This is a genomic window from Exiguobacterium sp. s168 (genome assembly GCF_018619035.1).
Taxonomy (GTDB): Bacteria; Bacillota; Bacilli; order Exiguobacteriales; family Exiguobacteriaceae; genus Exiguobacterium_A; species Exiguobacterium_A acetylicum.
In genome coordinates this window covers 1-20514 of sequence record NZ_JACSNE010000032.1, presented here as the reverse complement: position 1 = coordinate 20514, position 20514 = coordinate 1, and the positions used below count along the sequence as shown (strand labels likewise).

Below are 20514 nucleotides of genomic sequence, written 5' to 3'. Positions count from 1 at the left end.
AAGAGAAACTATGTGGTGGAAGTGGAGGGAATCGGATGGAGAAGCAGGTAATGGATGTAGTCAGTAGAATCAGTGACGTGTTATGGACAAACGTACTGATCATCTTACTCGTCGGATTAGGCATTTATTTTACATTCCGGATGCGGTTCGTTCAATTCCGGATGATACCGGAGATGTTACGCTTACTGTTCCAAGGAACGGATAAAGGGAAAGACGGCGTGTCGCCATTCCAAGCATTTGCGATCAGTACGGCAGCACGTGTCGGTACTGGTAATATCGCAGGTGTCGCGACAGCGATTGCACTTGGTGGACCAGGAGCGGTCTTCTGGATGTGGTTGATCGCCTTGATCGGATCGGCATCGGCATTCGTCGAGAGTACACTCGCGCAGATCTACAAGGTGCGAGATGATAAGGCATGGCGTGGGGGCCCTGCCTATTATATGGAGAAAGCACTCGGTCAACGTTGGTTAGGGATCTTATTCAGTATCTTGATTACGATCTCATTCGGATTTGTTTTCAATTCCGTTCAATCGAATACGATCTCGCTTTCACTTCAAAATCAATACGGCTTTGATAAGACCTGGATTACGGTCGGACTTGTCGTGCTGACGGCACTCGTCATCTTTGGTGGCGTCCGTAGCATCGCAACTGTCGCGTCGTTCCTCGTACCGATCATGGCAGGTGGTTACATCCTGATCGCGCTCTATATCATGGCGACGAATCTTGAAGTACTGCCAAGTATTTTTAAATTGATCTTCCAAGAAGGTCTATTCGAATTCAAGACGCTCGCAGGTGGTGCAGTAGGTGCAGCACTCTTGAACGGGATTCGCCGTGGTTTGTTCTCAAACGAAGCCGGTATGGGTTCGGCACCGAACGCAGCGGCAACAGCGGAAGTCTCTCACCCAGTCAAACAAGGATTGATTCAATCGTTTGCGGTCTTCGTTGATACATTGATGGTCTGTTCAGCGACAGCGATGATCGTTCTTGTCAGTGGAGTGGCAACAAAAGATGCTAGTGGTCAACCGGTAGCTGGGATCGACTTAGCACAAGGTGCCCTCGCATCACAAGTTGGATCACTCGCGACAGGATTCATGGTCGTCGCGATTTTCCTCTTTGCCTTTAGTTCCGTCGTCGGAAACTACTACTACGGTGAATCGAACATTAACTTCATCCGTGAAAATAAACAAGTCTTGATGGCATATCGTGTGCTCGTTCTCGTCATGATCGTCTTCGGTTCACTCGTTGAATCGGCGAACCTCGTGTGGGCTTTAGCAGATATCTTCATGGGGCTGATGGCGATCGTTAACTTGTACGCGATCTTCCGTCTTTCAAAAATCGCGAAACTGGCGCTCGAAGATTATGTCGGGCAACGAAAAGCTGGAAAAGAGCCACGATTCTATGCGGACTCGATTCCGAACTTGCCAGGGAAAGATACGCTTGAAGCATGGCAAGAATCAGAAAAAGACGAAAAAGCGATCTAAGGAAAGGGAGTCAGAGAAATCTGGCTCTTTTTTTGTATAGAACGAATTTAAAAAGGGAATACAGAGTACAGAAGGGAGGGGGAGAATGGAAAACGTACATTTCGTCCGCGTCACGGATGCGGTCTGGGAGTCGTTCGGAAACGATCCCCACATCATCATGGACTGGATTTTATTCATTCATGAGACACAACCCGATCATGAACAATTATTTGCTCTCGAACAGACGAATGCCATCTATCATTTGATGAATCAAATCGATATCTATATTGATCAAGACACACATTACAACCTGGGACGAGCCATCGTTGGCGAAGAGTTGATTGTCAATGAGGAGAAAGCGGCGATCGTCGGCATTCTTCCCTTGCCACTCCTCATCATCTCGGCTGAGGTGATGCGGAATTTTGATCAACGGGCATTCGCTTCGATTCATGATGAAGCCGGAACACCGGGCGAATTCGAGGATGTCTGGGAACAGTTCGCCGATTTACGCGCCTATTTTCAAAAGGCAGAAGAAGCGGAAGATACGATTTTAATTTATTATGTCTGATCAGCTAAAATCATAAAAAAGAGACCCGCTTCCAAGTCGTAGACTGGAAACGGGTCTCTCGTCGTTCAGATGAATCAAGACGACTTCATATGGAAGACGTTCTCTTTTACGTGAATCGTCAGATTAAAAATCGATTTCGTCCGGATCCGGTCCGAGGCGGACATCCGTTGCCAGACGGTCAATTTTCTCAAGATCATCGGCATCGAGTTGGAAATCAAAGACGTCGAAGTTTTCCGCAATGCGTTCTGGTGTAACGGATTTTGGAAGAGCGACGATGCCGTTGTCGAGATGCCAACGTAAGACGACTTGTGAAGGTGTCTTGCCGTGCTTCTCTGCGATTTCCTTGAAGTCGTTGATTTCGAGGAATTTCCCTTGCATGAGTGGGCTCCATGCTTCGACTTGGATGTTGTGATCTTGCAAGTATTCATGCAGTTCATGTTGTGGTAATTGTGGATGCAACTCGACTTGGTTGATCATTGGTGCCATCAAGCCCTCTTCTGCCAATGTATCGAGGTGATGTTCTTTGAAGTTCGAGACACCGATCGCTTTGATCTTGCCTGCTTCATACAGTTCAACCATTGCTTTCCACGCTTCGATATAGCCTTCGACCGGCCAGTGGATGAGATAAAGGTCAAGATAATCTGTTTCGAGACGTTCGAGCGATTCTGCGAATGCTTCCTTCGTCCGACCGGCACGAATATCATCGTTCCAGACTTTTGACGTTAAGAAGAGATCCTCACGTTTCACGCCGCTTTCCTTGATTCCTTTTGCGACACCGCGCTCGTTTTTGTAGACAGCAGCCGTATCGATATGACGATAGCCGACGCGTAATGCTTCAGCGACAGCAGCAGGTGCTTCTGTCTCTTCATCTACTTGCCAGACACCGAATCCGATTTGGGGAATCGTAATACCGTTTGAAAGTTTTGCGTATTGCATGTGTTACTCCTCCTCATAAAACGTAGTTTAGATTTGCTCGTTTAGTTTAGCATGAACGAACGAAGACGTCCGTTTCCATGCTCATAGAGGAATGAAATAAGGTAAAATAGAAAAGAATCATGAGATTTAATCGTGTGTTAAAAGAGGGGGGAGAAAAGATGGCTCAAAAGAATAAAAAGTTATCCAAATGTACTTGGTTTAGTATTGGCGCCTTGTTAGTAACGCAGGCAGTGGGTCTATTTCTTAGTGCGCGAAAATCAGGACGTAATCCATGGGTTTGGGGAGGCGCTGGACTGGTTCAATTCCCCCTTCCGGCAATTGCTTATTTAATCTTAGAACGACAAGCGAAGCATAAAAAATAATAAAACAGGTCCAATCGTCGACGCGATTGGACCTGTTTTATGGTTACGAAGAAATTTTTTCTTGCTTCGTCGCTGTCTTCTTCATGCGTGGCAATCCGAAGAAAATGGCGATTGATCCACAGATGAAGAGGAGGAATGGATAGAACAGATACGGAATCAGTTCAGGAGAAGCCGTTTTCGTCAATTCTGCTGCAATCAATAGTTGTGCTCCATACGGAATGATGCCTTGAATCCCACAAGAGAAGATATCAAGAATACTCGCTGATTTCTTGCGATCGACTTCATACGTATCGGCGATTTCAGCTGCCAGTGGTCCAGCGACGAGAATCGAGATCGTATTGTTTGCTGTCGCAAGATTCGTTGCACTGACGAGTGCCGCCATACTGAATTCGGCACCGCGACGCTGTGAAATCTTGCGTGTCAGCGTCTCTTTTAAGAAGGCGATTCCACCGTTGAACGTAATCAAGCTGACGAGACCACCCATGAGGAGCGTCAAAATGGAGATTTCCGCCATGCCCATCATTCCTTCAGACATCGAGAGAACGAAGCCACTCAAGCCGAAGCTACCATCAATCATACCGATGATGCCGGTGAGTAACGTACCACCGATGAGGACAAGGATGACATTGACGCCAAATAGTGCAAGGACGATGACAGCGAGATATGGGATTAACTTATAGAACTCGAATGCTTTTGCTTCGACGACGTCACCAGAACCGGAAACGAATGCAAGCAGGATGACCGTTAAAATAGCAGCCGGTAGAACAATCATGAAGTTCGTTCGGAATTTATCACGCATATTCGTTTTTTGTGTCCGAACGGCAGCAATCGTCGTATCCGAGATGAACGACAAGTTATCGCCGAACATCGATCCACCAACGACAGCAGCCGCTGCGATCGCAACGTTGATGCCTGTTGCTTCATGAATACCGAAGGCGATCGGCGCGAGTGCAGCAATCGTTCCAGTCGATGTTCCCATTGCCATCGAGATGAAGGCGGCAATGACGAACAGACCACTCATCAGGAGTGATGGAGGTAGGAACGTCAAAGCAGCATTGACGGTCGCATCGATGGCACCGATTGCTTCTGCCGTTCCAGAAAACGTACCGGCTAATAAGAAGATGAAGACCATGATCATGATATCGGGATTTCCGGCACCCGTTGCAATTCGTTCAACCGTTTGATTGATGGATCCTTTCGTCGTGATTGCAGCAAAGATCAAAGCGATCAATGCAGCGATAAGGATCGGGAATTTGTAAAAGTCGCCATAGAAGATCCCGGCTCCGATGAAGAGGACCAAGAATACGACGAGGGGAAGCAGTGCCCATTTGTTAGGCGTGATGGTTTCATTCATTGTTGACACCTCGTTTCTCAAAGATACAAAAAAAGACCCCTTCGCAAGAAAGAAGGAGGTCTTTATGAAATAAAGACGCTCTTCTTATCTCTCAAGCTTTCGCTTGCTGGATTTGGCACAGTACGAATCAAATCGTCCGCTGCCGAAACATCATTGGGCCAGTCCCTCCGTTTCTCGCGATAAAAAGAAGTCATTCAATTGTTGTAAAACACGTTTCTTACCGTACCGCATTGAGTAACGCGTGTCAACTGTACTTTACTGAAGTGCTTGTTTCAACGTTTGGACGTTTTCTTCCATCAACTTGAAATAAGAACTGTTTTGTTGTGCTTTCGTGACCGACTCTAGGTTATGAATCGTCACGGATTCAGCTCCGATTTCTTTTTGGATGACACGTGCGACCTTAGGTGAGACCGTCTCTTCGAACGCGACGTATTTCAAATCATGCATCCGTGCTTCTTTCACTAAAGCAGCCAGTTGCTTTTGTGACGGTTCATCGGAAGGAGAGATTCCCGCAATCGGTAGTTGCGTGAAACCATATCGTTCTGCGAGGTAACCGTATGCGGCATGTGTGACGAGAAGTTCTTTTTTCGATCCATCAGCAACCACTTGTTTGAATTGTTCGTCCAATTCATCTGCTTGCTGATCGAACGCTTTTAAGTTTTTCTCGAATGTTGCTTTGTCTTTTGGTACTTCTTTTGATAAGGCAGTTGTAATCGAGCGTGCCATTGCTTTCGCGTTGACAGGATCGAGCCAGACGTGTGGATCGTATTTTCCATGGTCATGACCCTCTTCTTCATGCGCGTGTTCATCCGTTGCATGATCATCGTGCCCTTCTTCTTCGTGGGCATGTTCGTCTTCTGTATGCCCCTCTTCTTCATGTGCATGAAGTGTAGCATCAGATTCTAGTAAGTTGACATCTTTACTCGTCTCAATGAAGCGGACGTCTGTACCCTTTAGGCTCTCTTGAATTTTTTTCGAATACGGCTCGAGCGTCGTACCGGTTAAGAGGAACAAGTCGCCCTTAGCAATCTCAGTGAGTTGTTTTGATGTTGGTTCGTAAGAATGGGGATCCGCTCCAGGTGGTACAATCATTTTGACATTGACTTGATCGCCACCAATTTCGCGGGCGATAGCAGCCGTCGCAAACGTTGATGCGTAGACTTCTGTCTGTTTGCTATCTGAAGTCGATGAATCGGTATTTGATCCGCAAGCCGCGAGGACGCTTGCACTCGCGAAGGCAACTGTTAAAGCGGGAATGATTTTTTTCATTATATGATACCTCCATTATTAAAACGTAACTATTCCGATTTGGACTTTCTCACTATAGCGGAACGCCGATGAAGCGTCAAGTACGAATACCAAGACGTTCGACTTCTTTTAAAACGGGGTAAAAGGATAATAAAGTGAAGAAACTGGCACGTCTTTTGGAGGTGATCAAGTGAAACGTGAAACTGCATGGCTAATGGGGGGAGCTGCATTATTGACGACAGCAGCAGCGGGAGCGAGCATCTGGAACAATTACGGTGCATTACTTCGGTGGACCGAACCCGCCTTGCCACTCACAGAAAAACAACTTGCACCGCGGACACTCATCTATAAACAGGTGGGGGACCGCACCTTACAGCTCGATCTCTATTATCCGCTGGGGGAAGGACCGTTTCCAGTTGCCATCTACGCACACGGTGGTGCATTCGTTCGTGGAGAACGGGACGATATGTTCTGCTTTAATCCAATCGTTGACCGCCTACTTGAACTCGGAGTTGCCGTCTGTAGCATCGATTATCGTTTGTTCGAAGAGGGCAGTTATTTTCCGGATAACCTCGAGGATGTACGGGATGCGTTATGTTTTTTGAACAAGGAAGCAGAGGACCTTCGTATCTTAAGAGGACGGATGATGGTATGGGGAGACTCTGCCGGAGCCGCACTCATGTTGACGACGGCACTTGCCCCAACTGCTTTTGTCGGAGAGCGTGATGAACGCCACATGCCATTGATCAGTGGTGTCATCGCTTTATATCCGCCGACGAATTTTTTATTGTTTAATTTCATTCAGACTTGGATCGCCCACATTAAGTTCTATAAGGGTGGACGGGAAGAATGGCGCAAGCTGATGACACACGTCTCACCGGTCACACACCTATCTTCGGATGCCCCACCGATCATGCTCTTGCATGGCAAAAAAGATCCAATCGTTCCCTTTTCGCAAGCACTCCATTTCGTCGAAAAAGGAGCCGATGTCGGAGCTGATGTCCGTTTATTTTCTTTTCCGAACGGTACCCATTCGCTTGCCAGTTTTGCTCAGACGGAAAATCCATTGAAGATCGAGCGATTGCTCGAACGAATTGAACGTTTCACCTGTCAGGTGCTACTGTTGCCACCGCGACAACTTCCGAATGGAAAACATGATACAATCAGTCATATTTCTTAAATGAGGGAGACAGAGACATGACTGAAATTTGTTTAGTGCGGCATGGTCAGACGGATTGGAACTTAAACGAACGGATTCAAGGAAGAGAAGATATACCGTTGAATGCAACAGGAAGAAGACAAGCGGAACTCAGCGCCGCTTATCTAGCGAATGAAAAATGGGATATCTTATTAGCAAGTCCGTTGTCCCGTGCTGTTGAGACAGCGGAAATCATCGGGCGTGCTGTCGGTTTGACGATTACGGCGACAGACGAGCGACTTGTCGAACGCGAATTCGGTGCCGCCTCTGGTGAACCGGTCGCAGCGATTTACGAGGCCGTTCAAGCGAACGATACGACACTTGTGCCAGGTCTCGAAACGGAACAAGCCATCCAGGATCGCGTGTTCGAGGCGCTACAGGAAGTGACACGCATGCATGCGGGCAAACGGATCTTGATCGTCTGTCACTCGCATACGATTAAGGCAGCTTTATCATCGATTGATGCGACGTTCAGTTACCGGACACCTTTGAAAAACGCGTGTGCGAATTATATCCAATATACGGATCACTATACGATTGATCGAATCAACGTAGCGGATCACATCACGGACGAGGTCGAAAAACCTTAAGAGACTGGCGCTTTCGGGTGTTCTGCTAGATACTGCTTGAACGTTTCCTTTGCAATGCTCGTAATATGCGCGCCGCGCTTCGAACGACGATCCTTATATTCTTGGACGAGTTCTTCGCCAGCGAATCCATCTTCGACGACTTCGCGTAGGATTGATTCAGATAAATCATTCTTCATCATGACCATCTTACCCGTGAAGACATACGAGACGTGTTCGCTTAAGGCAGTCCGTTCAAGGGGCGTGACGATCATCGCGGCAGGATCATTATCAGGTCGTGAGATCGTGATTTCAATCAAAGCACGTAAATGTTTTGTGAACAATTCATCGACGATCGGCTGATCCATCGGAGGAACGACGATTTCTGCAACCCACTGTGCCGTCTGTTCGGTACTGACCGTCAATCCGTCCTGAATGGCGACGGGAATCGTCGTATCACGTCCTGATTCGTCCATTAAAATGCGTAACGTGCATAACTTAAAGGTTTTCATGAAAAAATGCCCTCCTTTGTTCGCTTACGATTTTCCTACAGTATACCGTGAGGAATGGGGGACGGGAAACTTTTCCTGACGAAATTCGTATGAACTATGTTTAAATAAGACTAGATACTACTAAACAGGAGGATCGTTCATTATGCCGCAAGTACTCATTGGAATATTAGGAATCCTGGGTATCGTTCTACTTGCCCACCATATCATCATGTATTGGCATGCTGAACCGACAGACCGCCCGACGCTTGCATATCGCATTGCGCTCCTGATTGCCTGTTTGCTACTCATTAGTGGAAGTGATCATTTAATCAGTATTTTCTACGCGGATTCCTTAGCTGAATTCGGTCAACGCATCACGTATATCGTCTTCATCGGAGGTGCACTCGGCTTCGCGTGGTACTTTCGTAAGAAGATGGAACAAGCGCCAACAGAAATGACACCTGTCGGAAACGAAGCAGGATTAACATGAGAAAAAGCGCCGTTCTTCCTGAGGGGGGAGGAACGGCGCTTTTTGGCGTCTTATTTTAAACCACTCGCCAGTCGGGTATCCCGAATCATGTCGAGTTTGAGCTTCCAGAGACGATCGCTGAATGTGACAGCATAAATTTCTGGCAAACGCAGCCGTTTGTACTCTTCCCACAGACGACCGATCTGTGTTTCGTGGAAGTGGCGACTCTCTTCAATCGTTGGGACCGTATAGACCAGTTCTCCATCTTTGAAGATTGGTTCAAGTAACCGCTCGACCTTGAACTGTTCGATGCGATTTCGGAACGATGGGTCCCGGACGTCGATGAGGTCGACAGCTTCAAGTGTCGACGGATCTTCGTCCATCAACGTTACGTAGTCCCCTTTGAACTTATCCGTCACCGGATCGATGATGCGATAGACTTCCTTGATGTGAGGCGTCGTCGTCTTGGCTTTTGACGAGGATACTTTAATGACGGGTGCGAGCTCGCCATCTACTTCACGCGCGACTAGTTTATAGACCATCCCAAGAGCCGGTTGTTCGTAGGCCGTGATGCCACGTGTTCCGACGAGGAACGTATTGGCTTGGGCACCTTGGATACGCAAGTCCTGGATGACGTATTCATCGAGGTCACCCGATAAAACGATATCGACTTCCGGGAATCCGGCTTCGTCAAGCATGTTGCGGGCACGTTTTGACAAGTAGGATAAGTCACCGGAATCGATTCGGATGCCGCGTAGTTTATGTCCTTTGGCTTGGAGTTCTTTCGCAACCGTGATCGCATTCGGAAGACCACTCTTGAGCGTATCGTACGTATCGACGAGTAATGTCGCCTGATCCGGATAATGAGAAGCGAATGTCCGAAATGCCGTCAATTCGTCATCGTGGAATTGAATGTCGGCGTGCTCCATCGTTCCGCCACACGGGATGCCGAAGTCGCGTCCTGCTGAAGCAAGGCTTGTGACGTCAAAACCAGCCAGGTATGAAGCGCGCGTTCCGAAGTAAGCGGCATCGATTCCTTGCGCGCGACGAGCACCAGCTTCGAGGAACTTCGCACGGGGAGCCGATTGACGAATACGTGCGTATTTCGTCGCGATGAGCGATTCGTGGTTCGCGATGTTCAGAATCGCAGTCTGTAAGAGTTTCGCTTCAAAGATTCGTGCTTCGATCCGAATCAGTGGTTCGTTCGGGAAGACGATTTCGCCTTCTTTGACACTTGAGATCGAGCCATTGAACTTGAACTGACGCAGTTCATCCTTGAACTCATCCGGGAAGCCGATCATCTCTTGCAAGTACGTAATATCTTCTTCCGTGAAACGGAGTGTTTGAATATACTCGATGATATTTTCGAGACCCGCAAAGACGACATAGCCTCCTGCGAACGGATTCGAACGGTAGTAAACATCAAAGACGGCGCGTTCATTATGACGTCCTTCTTTCCAATAGATATACATCCACCGTGGTAAGTACAGATCGGTATGGAGTGCAAGATTACGTTGTAACATGACGGACAGATCCCTTCTTATTCGCCGACGACTTCTGCGCCGATCGATTGTTTAAAGTGTGTAAGCGCCCAGTCGTGACCCGTCGCGTTAAAGCTTGCGACTGCATCGGCATGGACGACGATACGATACCCGAGATTGTAGGCATCGACAGCTGTATGAAGGACACAAATGTCCGTACAGACACCGACGAGGTGGACTTCGCGGATACCGCGTTCACGCAAGCGTAAATCGAGGTCCGTCCCGGCGAACGCACTATAACGCGTCTTGTCGATGATGTGATCGGCGACCCGTGCCATGGCTGCGACTTTCCCGAACAGATCACGTCCATGTGTTCCGCGGATATTATGAGGTGGGAAGAGGACGGTTTCCGGGTGGAACGTATCGCCTTCCTCGTGAATATCGTTGGCGATGACGACGTAATCTTCCGTTGAAAACTCCTCCATCAACGTAGCGATCCGTTCTTCAATCGCTTGTCCTGGTTTCCCGCAAGTCAGCTTTCCTTCGTCAGCAACGAAATCGATTGTGTAATCAATGACAATCAGAGCGCGCATATGCGTAAGCCCCTTTCCGATTTTGAATTAGTGTTCTCTTTCACATTGTACTCTATCTCACACAGAAGGCAAAAGGAAGAAATCGGATACAAACAGGTATAGAGAAGTAAAAGAATGGGGTATAAGGTATAGGACGAAAATGATAGTAGAGGAGGAGAAAGGGATGGCTAGGTTGAATGAATACGAAGTGGAAGAGCGCCTGGAGCGGTTGCAGGATTGGAGTGTCGTCGATAATGAAATCGTCCGGACCTATACACTCGCATCGTTTCCTGCAGCACTGGATTTCGTACAAGAAGTCGGGAGTGTTGCGGAAAATTTGAATCATCATCCACGGATCGTGATCGATTATAAAAATGTCACACTTGCGGCGACGACTCATGATGAAAACGGATTGACGGAAAAAGACTTTCAACTTGCGGAGGCCTGTGATGCCATCTAAACTTTCGATTACATTCGGTAGCGGTTCGTTCGTTGAACAAATTCGTTCCCGTGATGCTCATATTCGTGTCGCTAGCGGAAGCGGCGATGCCATCCTCTGGATGGAGACGGACTCGAAATCACCTTTTCAAAGCGGCAATACCTACACGTTGCTCGAATCACGTGGCAACTTTTCGGATGAAGGCAGTCTCTTCTACTGGTCGATTCCGGCAGATCAAAATAGCGGGGATCTATTCGTACATCAAGTGATGTCGAATCCGAAAGTCATTGGAGCAGAATATGGTGGTTTCCAGGCATTTCGGATTGGACGTGTCGAGAAGGGAACGGATCTTGTCTTATTGATCCAGTTCTATGAGACAGGGGACGGGGCTCGTTATGCAAAATCAGTTGAACGTCTCACGGTAGACCAGTATGCTGAAGAGGCAGGGAAGTCGTTCGCGCCTTCTCCCGTCATGAAACGGTATCAAATCGTACCACCAACAAATGAGTGAGATGCAGGGGGAGTAACAGATGAAGAAGAACTATTTTGTCGTAGCAACACTTGGTGGCGCACTTGTCGGCGCTACTTTATCACTACTGCATAAAGATACGCGTCAAGCGCAGTTCGCAGCAGTGAAACGGACATTCAGCGGCGCAGGAACACAATTGTCTGCTGTCAAACAAGATCCAAAAGGACGTTTTGAAGAATTAAAAGCACTCTATACGGACAATCAGGAAACGATCCATAACCTGATTGATGATGTGAAGGACTTGGCAGAAGTTCTTCGCAAATAAGCTAAAAAAGGGACTCGCGCTAAAAGCGTGAGTCCCTTTTTTATGACGGTTTACAAGTAGCGGAAGAATAATCCGAGTACAGCAAACGCGATGATGATGTAGAAGAATACACGGCCGAGTTGACCAGAACCGCTGACGAAGACAGGACCACCGCTCGTACGACGACCGGTTTGGAACGGACGTGTGAATGGAACGGCACGATTACCGAAGACGAATCCGAAGAGGAATCCGAGGACGAAACCGTACAAGTGACCAAAAACAGCGACGTTCGATCCAAGCAACGTAAAGACTGCCGTGACCGCAGTGAAAATATACACAAGACGTGTATCGTCTGCCATGATGACCGTCCGCTTGAAGCGACTCAAGTAGACATAAAAACCAAGCAAACCAAGAATGGCACCAGATGCTCCAGCTTGCCCATAAAACGGTTCATTGATTTTCGTGAAGTACGTCAAGATGTTCGCAAGCGTACCAACGAGCAAATAAAAGGCAGCAAATCGACCATGACCGATCATCCGCTCAAGCGGTGGAGCGAAGATGACGAGAGCAAACGTATTGAACGCAATGTGCCAAAAATCGTAATGCAAGAACGTTGCTGTGACGACACGCCACCATTCACCTTGTTCGATTAAGAGATTGATGGATGCCCCTGCATTTAGAGGAGAGAATGTCAGATTAAGGAGTGGGCCCAACTGTTCGATGACAAACAGGGCGACTTGGATTAAAATGAACAACGAAACGACCGGATAAGAACGTGTGAACGTTTGTAGGTTTTCCGTTCGACTAAACATGACAACACCTCGCTTCATCTTCATTCTATATGAAGATGGCGAAGAATAGTACTGTGGAGGCGCCTTGGATGATTTATGGAATTGGAATCGATTTAGTGGAACTGGATCGAATCGAGCAAACGCTTGAGCGCCAGCCACGTTTTGTAGGAAGAATCTTGACGCAGGCAGAGCAGGAACGATTTCAATCGCTCTCGGGACACCGTCGTATCGAGTATCTCGCTGGACGTTTCGCCGCAAAGGAAGCGTTCGTCAAAGCATTCGGAACCGGCGTCGGAAAAGAAGTCTCTTGGCAAGACGTTGAAATCTTAAACGATGAGACGGGGCGACCGATCATGAGTGGACCATTCGATGGCGTCATCCACGTCTCGATCACACATTCAGAACATTATGCATCTGCGCAAGTCTTATTAGAGAAGAGGGAATGGGATGTACCGACCAACTTGGATTGAAGTCGATCGGGAAGCGATCGCACATAATATACGCGAAATCAAAACACGGATGGGCGAACAACAGGTGATGGCGGTCGTCAAGGCGGACGGCTATGGTCACGGGGCAGTGACAGTCGCTGAGATCGCTCTTGAGAACGGAGCCGACTTACTCGCTGTCGCACTCCTCGAGGAGGCGATCGAGTTACGAGAAGCGGGGATCCAAGCACCAATCCTGATGCTTGAAGCCTTACTACCAGAACATGCACCAGTCGCTTCGAATTATGATGTCGCCGTGCCTGTCTTTTCAGCCGATTGGCTTCAGGAAGCGAAACGTCATTTGACGGAAATCGATCATCTCCGCTTGCATATCAAGATCGATACGGGAATGGGACGACTCGGACTGCAACACGTCGATGAGTTGAAGCGAATTCTTGCTGAATGTGATGATGATCTCGTCGAGCTCGAAGGCATCTATACGCATTTCGCGACTGCTGACGAGCTGAACAGTCAGTTATTCGAGCGCCAGCTCAAGACGTTTTTATCGTATGTCGCACTAGTACCGGACATCCGTTACGTCCACTGTGCCAATTCGGCGGCTGCGATTCGCTTAGCAGGTCAAGCGCCGTTTAACGTCGTTCGAGTTGGTATCGCCTTATACGGTGCGATGCCGTCCGATGAGATGGCAGGACATTACGAGTTCTTAAAACCAGCGTTTTCACTGAAAAGTCGTCTCATGCAGGTCAAACAAGTCGAACCGGGACAAACGATCAGTTACGGAGCGACCTATACAGCGCCGACGGATGAATGGATCGGTACCGTTCCGATCGGTTACGCGGATGGCTGGTCACGTAAGTTCCAAGGTTATTCGTTGATCGTAGACGGTCTGCCGTGCGAAATCGTCGGTCGCGTCTGCATGGATCGGCTCATGATTCGTTTACCGCGGGAATATCCGATTGGGACGGAAGTCATCTTAATTGGAGAAGGGGCACCAATCGAGGAAGCAGCCCATTGGCTCGGGACGATCAACTATGAAGTTCTCTGTCAATTCTCGAAGCGTGTTCCACGTCAATGATTCGTACAAGACATCAATAAGATGGCAAAAATATGTTATTTGTTTGAATTTTGATTGTATTTTCTGAATTCGACTGATATATTGAAGTAGAAAGTGAGTCGTTCGTTAAGGTTTCAGTGAATCTGGAGGTGCCATTATCTTGGTCCAACAACGGGAAATGCAGTTTGTTGAGCGAAATGTAGCGAAGGAGACGATTGGGATGAAGTCGAACCATACGACCGAAGAACGCAAGCGTCAGCTACGTGAGGAATTGAAGCGTGGTTACGAAGAAATGGCAGCAATCAATTTATCGATCGTTGGCGAAATGTTCCAGATTGAAACGGAGGCGGAGTTCTCACTCCTACGTCAAGTAAGCGGGGTGTAAGCTTTGATAGTCAAACGTGGCGACGTGTTTTATGCAAATTTGTCACCTGTGGTCGGATCGGAACAAGGGGGAGTTCGTCCCGTGCTTGTTCTACAAAATGATATTGGTAACCGATTCAGCCCGACAGTCATCGTGGCTGCGATCACGGCACAGATCGACAAAGCCAAACTACCGACCCATGTGGAAGTATATCGAGAGCGACACGGATTAGAACGTGATTCGGTCATCTTACTTGAGCAAATCCGGACAATTGATAAACGCCGTCTAACGGATAAAGTCACACATCTAGATCCAGACACGATGATGAAGGTAAATAGTGCCGTCGCAATCAGCTTAGGCTTGGTTGATTTTTAGGCACTTACATAGAAGCGCAACACAAGAAGAGTCGATACTAGCGTATGCGACTTTTTTTGACCTCTTTTTTTATAAAATGGGTTTCAAAGTTTTCACTTCGGGGAAACATACCCAAGTGACCTTTTTATAAAGGGATGAGGTAGTATGAATAGTAAGACCACATAGACAGATTTTCCTTGAGGAGGAACTTGAAGATGGATTTAACAATTAAAACAGAGCAGCTTGACGGTCAGACGCATCTTTATATCGCAGGTGAGATTGATACGTATACAGCACCAAAACTTCGCCAAGAACTAGTCCCGGCAGTTGAAACAAACGATGTCGTCGTCCATTTGGATGAAGTCCACTACATGGATTCGACAGGTCTCGGCGTGTTCGTCGGAGCACTCAAAGCAGCGAAAAAGAACGGTACATCGTTCACGCTCGTCGGCGTTTCTGAACGCATCCGTCGTCTATTCGAAATCACAGGTCTTTCAAGCATCATTACAATCGATAGTGGTGTAAGAGGTGGAACGCAATGAAGAACGAACAACTAAACATGACATTACCGGCAAAACCGGAATATGTAGCCATTGCCCGTTTGACGGTTTCAGGCGTCGCGAACCGGATGGGATACACGTATGATGACATCGAAGATATCAAGATCGCTGTCTCAGAAGCATGTGCGAACGCTGTTCAACATGCGTACGAAGGAAAAGAAGATGGTAGCATCGCCTTGACATGCAACGTCTATCCGGATGATCGTCTTGAGATTGTCGTCAAAGATAACGGCATTACGTTCGATAAAGATGAGGTCAAACGCCAGAGTGAACCGATTACAGATTCACACGATCTCGACTCCTTGCATGAAGGAGGACTCGGTATCTTGATGATCGAAGCATTGATGGATCAAGTAACGATCGAGAAAGCGAACGGCGTCACTGTCCATATGACAAAATATATGAATAGAGATGAGGTGGGTCAAAGTGCCAGCAAAGTCTCAACAACGCCATCACAGTGATGATGAAGTACTTCGACTGATTGATTTGTATCAGCAGGACGACCAAGATGAGGAAGTGCATGCGGCATTACTCGAGCGTTATTCAGACTTGGTAGAAGCTTTGGCCCGGAAGTTCTCGCGTGGTCGACCAATTCATGACGATCTTGTTCAGGTCGGTATGATTGGGTTGCTCGCAGCGCTTCGCCGCTTCGATAAAGAATTCGGTCGCAGTTTTGAGTCATTTGCTGTTCCGACGATCATCGGTGAAATCAAACGTTTCATCCGCGATAAGACATGGAGCGTCCATGTTCCACGTCGCATCAAGGAACTCGGACCGAAAATCAAGAAAGCAGTGGAAGAATTGACGACGGAGTTGCAACGCTCACCGCGTATCGATGAGATTGCTGCGCGTCTTGAAGTATCGGAAGAGGAAGTCCTCGAAACACTTGAAATGGGTAAAAGCTATCAAGCATTATCCGTCGATAGTTCGATTGAGGCAGATCAGGAAGGTAGTACCGTTACGTTACTCGACCTCGTCGGGAATCAAGAAAACGGCTACGACTCCGTCGATCAACGTCTGATTCTTGAAAAGGCATTTGCTGTCTTAACGGACCGCGAGCGTTCGATTCTCGAATGTGCCTACTACCGCAATATGAGTCAAAAAGAAACGGGCGAACTACTCGGCATTTCACAAATGCACGTTTCCCGTCTCCAACGACGCGCTTTGCAGAAGTTGCGTGAAGCGATCAAAGTTGAACCAAATGAAGTATTCTCAAAAGACTGACCTCGTGTCAGTCTTTTTTCTTTTCCATGCGTTCTTCGGTATAATGAATGAGAGGTGAAGCAGATGGAAAAGAGAATCGCAAGTGAATTGAATGTACGTCCTGCGCAAGTGAAGGCAGTCTTACAATTGACGGAAGAAGGCGGTACAATTCCGTTCATCGCCCGCTACCGAAAAGAACAGACAGGTGAACTCGATGAGGTCGCGATCAAAGCGATTCTCGATCGACATAAACAATTAACGCAACTTGAAAGCAGACGGAGCGACGTCCTTGAAAAGATTGAGGAACAAGGTGCACTGACTCCGGAACTTCGTCGAACACTTGAAGAAGCGACGACGTTACAGCAAGTCGAAGATATCTACTTACCATTTCGACCAAAACGTCGGACGAAGGCGGAAATTGCAAGGGAAGCGGGGCTTGCGCCACTTGCTGACTGGTTCCGCGACAAGTCTGCCTATGATGAAGCGACATTCCATCGGTTGAGCAATGGGCTGGATCCGGAAGAAGCTCTTACCGGGGCACAATCGATCATTGCCGAGGAATGGGGCGAACAAGCGACGGTGCGTGAGTTCATTCGTAAGCAAATGCGCCGTTCAGCAGAAATCGTCACGAAACAGAAAAAGGATGCAGTTGATGAAAAAGGTGTCTTTGCACAGTATTATGCCTACAGTGAGCGGATTCAACAGATCGTTCCGCACCGGATTCTGGCGATCAACCGTGCGGAAGCATTGAAAATCGTCTCTGTGAAAGTGGTGTTAGAGGAACAACAGGTTTTACCCACATTGCTTCGTTCATACGCACAACTGACGCCAAAGAAACGTGATATCGTTGAAGCGGCGATCACGACGGGCTATAAAAAATCCGTCTTTCCTGCCATCGAACGCGAAATTCGAAATGAACTGACGGAAAAGGCAGAGCTCCAAGCGATTGACGTCTTTGGTAAGAATCTCCGCCAACTCTACATGCAGCCACCGATGAAAGGGAAAGTCATGATAGGTCTTGATCCGGCTTACCGGACAGGGTGTAAGTGGGCGGTCATCGATCCGACAGGTGAGATGAAGGAAGTCGGCGTCATCTACGTGACGATGTCAGAGCAAAAAGCAAAAGAAGCACGTCAAACCCTTTCACAGCTCGTCGATACATACGGGATCGAATTGATTGCGATCGGGAACGGAACAGCTTCACGGGAAACAGAAGCATTCGTTGCGGACTGGATGAAGGGACAAAAAGATATCGCCTTTACGATCGTCGACGAGGCAGGAGCAAGTATTTATTCCGCTTCAGAGATTGCCCGGACCGAGTTCCCAGAGCTTCAGGTCGAACAACGATCCGCGATTTCGATTGCGCGTCGCCTGCAAGATCCGCTGGCTGAACTCGTTAAAGTCGATCCACAGTCTGTCGGAGTCGGTCAGTATCAACATGATGTCTCGCAAACGAAACTGAAGGAGACACTTGATTTTGTCGTTGAAACGGTCGTCAACCAAGTCGGAGTTGATGTTAATACAGCGTCAGAACCGCTTTTGAGTTACGTCGCAGGAATCACGAAGGCGACAGCGAAAAAAATCGTTGAACGCCGCTCGGAACTTGGAACGTTCAAGACGCGTCAGGAATTATTGAAAGTCCCTCGTCTTGGTGCAAAGGCCTATGAACAGGCAGCAGGATTCCTCCGTATCTTAGAAGGGACGCATCCGCTCGATCGGACGCCGATCCATCCGGAACAGTACAAAACTGTCGAGAATCTATTTAAGACATTAGGCTTAACGCTGGAACAAGTCGGAACGGATGCGGTGCGGGAACAATTGTCTACATTGTCATTACCGGAGATGGCACAGACGCTCGAGATCGGAGAACCGACACTACGTGACATCATCGAAGCGTTACAACGTCCAGGGCGTGACCCACGGGAAGCGCTCGATAAACCGTTACTTCGTCAAGATGTTCTATCGATGGATATGATCCAAGTCGGGATGGAGTTCCAAGGAACGGTCCGCAATGTTCTTGATTTTGGTGCGTTCGTTGATATCGGAGTGAAAGAGAATGGCTTGATTCATATCTCGAAGCTCAGTCGTAAGCGTGTCAAACATCCACTTGATGTCGTCGCTGTTGGGGATATTGTGACGGTCTGGGTGACGAATGTTGAACCAGAGCGGGGACGGATTGGTTTGACACTGGTTCCGCCGAAATGACGAATGAACAATTACAACGATACGTCGAGCAACTTTCGCTCGACGTATTTTCCTTACCGTTTCGACATGAAGCTTATTTTAATCCACGGCTGAAGACGACAGGTGGTCGTTACTTCTTAGGCGATCATCATTTAGACTTCAATAAACGATATATCGATGACATGAAAGTCTTCCGCGGAATCGTGATTCATGAACTGTGTCACTACCATTTACATCTAGCAGGAAGGGGGCACCGTCATCAAGATCAAGACTTTAAAGAATGGTTAGAGCGCTACGGTGGGCTTCGATACAGTCCGAGGAGACAAGAAGATGAAAAAAAATCCTATCTTTACGAATGTGAGAAATGCAGCACATTATATAGAAGGAAAAGACGCATGAATACGGAAAGATATCGATGTGGTCGATGTCGCGGAAAGATTTTTTACAAAAGTAGTTGACGTTCATTTCGGAGCATGATAAATTATAGAAGTCGTCAAAACGACAGCAACTAAACAACTTATCGTCGCTAAAAACTTTTTTAAAAAAGCATTGACGGAAAGAAAAAAAGTTGCTACTATATAAAAGTGTTCCGAACAGAACGTAACGTTCCGCAATAGCTCAGTGGTAGAGCAACCGGCTGTTAACCGGTAGGTCGTAGGTTCAAATCCTACTTGCGGAGCCATTCTTTTGGAGATGTACCCAAGTGGCTATAAGGGGCGCCCCTGCTAAGGGTGTAGGCCGGGAAACTGGTGCGAGGGTTCGAATCCCTCCATCTCCGCCAGACCTCTTATGTGAAAATGTTTCTTGAGAATAATTATTAATTACGATATGGCCCGTTGGTCAAGCGGTTAAGACACCGCCCTTTCACGGCGGTAACACGGGTTCGAATCCCGTACGGGTCACCATATGGAGGATTAGCTCAGCTGGGAGAGCACCTGCCTTACAAGCAGGGGGTCGGCGGTTCGATCCCGTCATCCTCCACCATTTCTTTTTAAAGAGTTGTTTACAACTTCAAATTGCGGTCCTGTGGTGTAGCGGTTAACATGCCTGCCTGTCACGCAGGAGATCGCGGGTTCGAATCCCGTCAGGACCGCCATTTTTGGGCTGTAGCCAAGTGGTAAGGCACTGGATTTTGATTCCAGCACGCGAAGGTTCGATCCCTTCCAGCCCAGTTTTTATGTGTCATTAGCTCAGTTGGTAGAGCATCTGACTTTTAATCAGAGGGTCGCAGGTTCGAATCCTGCATGACACACCATTTTTAATTTCATATTTGCGGTCGTGGCGGAATCGGTAGACGCGCTAGGTTGAGGGCCTAGTGGTGGCAACATCGTGGAGGTTCAAGTCCTCTCGACCGCACCATATCGCACCCTTAGCTCAGCTGGATAGAGTACTTGACTACGAATCAAGGGGTCGGGAGTTCGAATCTCTCAGGGTGCACCATATTTTGTTTGCTTTGACGGGCCTATAGCTCAGCTGGTTAGAGCGCACGCCTGATAAGCGTGAGGTCGGTGGTTCGAGTCCACTTAGGCCCACCATTTTCAAAACAAACAATGACGAACTTTGAAAACTGAACGATGAGGCAAAAAACGTATTCTACGGAATACAAAAACGAATGAAGCGCAAGCTTCGTCAATCGTGACT

Annotated in this window: 25 protein-coding genes, 10 tRNA genes and 1 riboswitch; of the genes, 28 read left to right on the top strand and 7 right to left on the bottom strand. The window is 47.8% G+C overall.

Annotated elements, in window-relative coordinates; all coding sequences use genetic code 11:
- Positions 1-35 precede the first annotated feature (35 nt).
- Both KNQ15_RS14840 and KNQ15_RS14835 read left to right on the top strand, forming a co-directional pair.
- Positions 36-1481 carry an alanine/glycine:cation symporter family protein gene (locus tag KNQ15_RS14840; RefSeq protein ID WP_214729908.1) on the top strand — a complete coding sequence of 482 codons (1446 nt, stop codon included), beginning with the start codon at positions 36-38 and terminating at the stop codon, positions 1479-1481.
- Positions 1482-1566: 85 nt separating this feature from the next.
- Positions 1567-2028: a YfbM family protein gene (locus tag KNQ15_RS14835; protein ID WP_214729907.1), complete on the top strand. Its 462-nt coding sequence runs from the start codon at positions 1567-1569 to the stop codon at positions 2026-2028.
- Between the two features lie 123 nt (positions 2029-2151).
- Here the strand turns inward: KNQ15_RS14835 and KNQ15_RS14830 are convergent, their stop codons facing one another.
- A complete protein-coding gene (locus KNQ15_RS14830; RefSeq protein WP_050678472.1) occupies positions 2152-2964 on the bottom strand; it encodes an aldo/keto reductase in 813 nt (270 codons plus the stop codon).
- 158 nt (positions 2965-3122) lie between these two features.
- On the opposite strand from KNQ15_RS14830, the gene KNQ15_RS14825 reads away from it, so the two are divergent.
- The gene (locus tag KNQ15_RS14825) at positions 3123-3326 is read left to right on the top strand and encodes a hypothetical protein (RefSeq protein WP_214729906.1); all 204 of its coding nucleotides are present in this window, start codon (positions 3123-3125) and stop codon (positions 3324-3326) included.
- Positions 3327-3369: 43 nt separating this feature from the next.
- Here KNQ15_RS14825 and KNQ15_RS14820 read toward each other — a convergent pair whose 3' ends face one another.
- Both KNQ15_RS14820 and KNQ15_RS14815 read right to left on the bottom strand, forming a co-directional pair.
- Positions 3370-4680, bottom strand: a complete 1311-nt coding sequence (locus tag KNQ15_RS14820) for a Na+/H+ antiporter NhaC family protein (protein ID WP_214729905.1) — start codon at positions 4678-4680, stop codon at positions 3370-3372.
- Between the two features lie 81 nt (positions 4681-4761).
- A riboswitch (SAM riboswitch) is annotated at positions 4762-4866 on the bottom strand.
- Positions 4867-4935: 69 nt separating this feature from the next.
- Entirely contained in the window at positions 4936-5949 is a 1014-nt protein-coding gene (locus KNQ15_RS14815) for a metal ABC transporter solute-binding protein, Zn/Mn family (protein ID WP_214729904.1), read from the bottom strand.
- A 169-nt stretch (positions 5950-6118) separates the two neighbouring features.
- Between KNQ15_RS14815 and KNQ15_RS14810 the strand changes: the two genes are divergently transcribed.
- Both KNQ15_RS14810 and KNQ15_RS14805 read left to right on the top strand, forming a co-directional pair.
- Positions 6119-7108 (top strand): alpha/beta hydrolase, encoded by a 990-nt coding sequence (locus tag KNQ15_RS14810; RefSeq protein WP_214729903.1) that lies wholly within the window; start codon positions 6119-6121, stop codon positions 7106-7108.
- Between the two features lie 17 nt (positions 7109-7125).
- Entirely contained in the window at positions 7126-7716 is a 591-nt protein-coding gene (locus KNQ15_RS14805) for a histidine phosphatase family protein (protein ID WP_214729902.1), read from the top strand.
- Here KNQ15_RS14805 and KNQ15_RS14800 read toward each other — a convergent pair.
- Entirely contained in the window at positions 7713-8204 is a 492-nt protein-coding gene (locus KNQ15_RS14800) for a YwpF family protein (protein WP_029342849.1), read from the bottom strand. The two genes, KNQ15_RS14805 and KNQ15_RS14800, sit on opposite strands and share 4 nt — an antisense overlap.
- 142 nt (positions 8205-8346) lie before the next feature.
- On the opposite strand from KNQ15_RS14800, the gene KNQ15_RS14795 reads away from it, so the two are divergent.
- On the top strand, positions 8347-8673 hold the full coding sequence (locus KNQ15_RS14795; RefSeq protein WP_029342848.1) for a hypothetical protein: 327 nt from the start codon (positions 8347-8349) through the stop codon (positions 8671-8673).
- Positions 8674-8723: 50 nt separating this feature from the next.
- Here the strand turns inward: KNQ15_RS14795 and KNQ15_RS14790 are convergent, their stop codons facing one another.
- Positions 8724-10175, bottom strand: coding sequence for a nicotinate phosphoribosyltransferase (locus KNQ15_RS14790; protein ID WP_029342847.1), 1452 nt, complete (start codon positions 10173-10175; stop codon positions 8724-8726).
- A gap of 17 nt (positions 10176-10192) precedes the next feature.
- On the bottom strand, positions 10193-10726 hold the full coding sequence (locus KNQ15_RS14785; protein WP_214729901.1) for a cysteine hydrolase family protein: 534 nt from the start codon (positions 10724-10726) through the stop codon (positions 10193-10195).
- Between the two features lie 163 nt (positions 10727-10889).
- On the opposite strand from KNQ15_RS14785, the gene KNQ15_RS14780 reads away from it, so the two are divergent.
- From KNQ15_RS14780 to KNQ15_RS14770, 3 genes are read left to right on the top strand one after another with little or no spacing between them, the layout of a single operon-like run.
- Positions 10890-11165, top strand: coding sequence for a 4a-hydroxytetrahydrobiopterin dehydratase (locus tag KNQ15_RS14780; protein ID WP_214729900.1), 276 nt, complete (start codon positions 10890-10892; stop codon positions 11163-11165).
- Positions 11155-11655, top strand: a complete 501-nt coding sequence (locus KNQ15_RS14775) for a hypothetical protein (protein ID WP_214729899.1) — start codon at positions 11155-11157, stop codon at positions 11653-11655. The genes KNQ15_RS14780 and KNQ15_RS14775 overlap by 11 nt, the downstream gene beginning before the upstream one ends.
- A 19-nt stretch (positions 11656-11674) precedes the next feature.
- Positions 11675-11938 (top strand): hypothetical protein, encoded by a 264-nt coding sequence (locus KNQ15_RS14770; protein ID WP_023469628.1) that lies wholly within the window; start codon positions 11675-11677, stop codon positions 11936-11938.
- 50 nt (positions 11939-11988) lie between these two features.
- Here the strand turns inward: KNQ15_RS14770 and KNQ15_RS14765 are convergent, their stop codons facing one another.
- Entirely contained in the window at positions 11989-12729 is a 741-nt protein-coding gene (locus KNQ15_RS14765) for a rhomboid family intramembrane serine protease (protein WP_029342844.1), read from the bottom strand.
- Positions 12730-12797: 68 nt separating this feature from the next.
- Here KNQ15_RS14765 and acpS point away from each other — a divergent pair, with 68 nt between their 5' ends.
- The 19 genes from acpS to KNQ15_RS14670 all read left to right on the top strand — a co-directional run bounded on the left by acpS (position 12798) and on the right by KNQ15_RS14670 (position 20408).
- On the top strand, positions 12798-13178 hold the full coding sequence (acpS, locus tag KNQ15_RS14760) for a holo-ACP synthase (protein ID WP_029342843.1): 381 nt from the start codon (positions 12798-12800) through the stop codon (positions 13176-13178).
- On the top strand, positions 13156-14229 hold the full coding sequence (gene alr, locus KNQ15_RS14755) for an alanine racemase (RefSeq protein ID WP_214729898.1): 1074 nt from the start codon (positions 13156-13158) through the stop codon (positions 14227-14229). Before acpS ends, alr begins: the two co-directional genes overlap by 23 nt.
- A 139-nt stretch (positions 14230-14368) precedes the next feature.
- Positions 14369-14593 carry a hypothetical protein gene (locus KNQ15_RS14750; protein ID WP_023469624.1) on the top strand — a complete coding sequence of 75 codons (225 nt, stop codon included), beginning with the start codon at positions 14369-14371 and terminating at the stop codon, positions 14591-14593.
- 3 nt (positions 14594-14596) lie between these two features.
- Positions 14597-14947 carry a type II toxin-antitoxin system PemK/MazF family toxin gene (locus KNQ15_RS14745; RefSeq protein WP_023469623.1) on the top strand — a complete coding sequence of 117 codons (351 nt, stop codon included), beginning with the start codon at positions 14597-14599 and terminating at the stop codon, positions 14945-14947.
- Positions 14948-15141: 194 nt separating this feature from the next.
- Positions 15142-15468, top strand: coding sequence for an STAS domain-containing protein (locus tag KNQ15_RS14740; protein ID WP_023469622.1), 327 nt, complete (start codon positions 15142-15144; stop codon positions 15466-15468).
- The gene (gene rsbW, locus KNQ15_RS14735) at positions 15465-15947 is read left to right on the top strand and encodes an anti-sigma B factor RsbW (protein ID WP_050679021.1); all 483 of its coding nucleotides are present in this window, start codon (positions 15465-15467) and stop codon (positions 15945-15947) included. The genes KNQ15_RS14740 and rsbW overlap by 4 nt, the downstream gene beginning before the upstream one ends.
- Positions 15913-16710 (top strand): RNA polymerase sigma factor SigB, encoded by a 798-nt coding sequence (sigB, locus tag KNQ15_RS14730; protein WP_023469620.1) that lies wholly within the window; start codon positions 15913-15915, stop codon positions 16708-16710. The genes rsbW and sigB overlap by 35 nt, the downstream gene beginning before the upstream one ends.
- A gap of 63 nt (positions 16711-16773) precedes the next feature.
- Entirely contained in the window at positions 16774-18894 is a 2121-nt protein-coding gene (locus KNQ15_RS14725; protein WP_214729897.1) for a Tex family protein, read from the top strand.
- Entirely contained in the window at positions 18891-19331 is a 441-nt protein-coding gene (locus KNQ15_RS14720; protein ID WP_214729896.1) for a SprT family protein, read from the top strand. The genes KNQ15_RS14725 and KNQ15_RS14720 overlap by 4 nt, the downstream gene beginning before the upstream one ends.
- Before the next feature lie 149 nt (positions 19332-19480).
- A tRNA-Asn gene (locus tag KNQ15_RS14715) sits at positions 19481-19555 on the top strand.
- Between the two features lie 7 nt (positions 19556-19562).
- Positions 19563-19654 (top strand) — tRNA-Ser (locus tag KNQ15_RS14710).
- A 49-nt stretch (positions 19655-19703) separates the two neighbouring features.
- Positions 19704-19778, top strand: a tRNA-Glu gene (locus KNQ15_RS14705).
- A gap of 3 nt (positions 19779-19781) precedes the next feature.
- A tRNA-Val gene (locus tag KNQ15_RS14700) sits at positions 19782-19857 on the top strand.
- Between the two features lie 36 nt (positions 19858-19893).
- A tRNA-Asp gene (locus KNQ15_RS14695) sits at positions 19894-19969 on the top strand.
- Positions 19970-19973: 4 nt separating this feature from the next.
- A tRNA-Gln gene (locus KNQ15_RS14690) sits at positions 19974-20045 on the top strand.
- A 7-nt stretch (positions 20046-20052) separates the two neighbouring features.
- Positions 20053-20128 (top strand) — tRNA-Lys (locus tag KNQ15_RS14685).
- 17 nt (positions 20129-20145) lie between these two features.
- Positions 20146-20232, top strand: a tRNA-Leu gene (locus KNQ15_RS14680).
- A 4-nt stretch (positions 20233-20236) separates the two neighbouring features.
- Positions 20237-20313: transfer RNA gene (locus KNQ15_RS14675), tRNA-Arg, on the top strand.
- Positions 20314-20331: 18 nt separating this feature from the next.
- Positions 20332-20408, top strand: a tRNA-Ile gene (locus KNQ15_RS14670).
- The last annotated feature ends 106 nt before the right edge of the window (positions 20409-20514 follow it).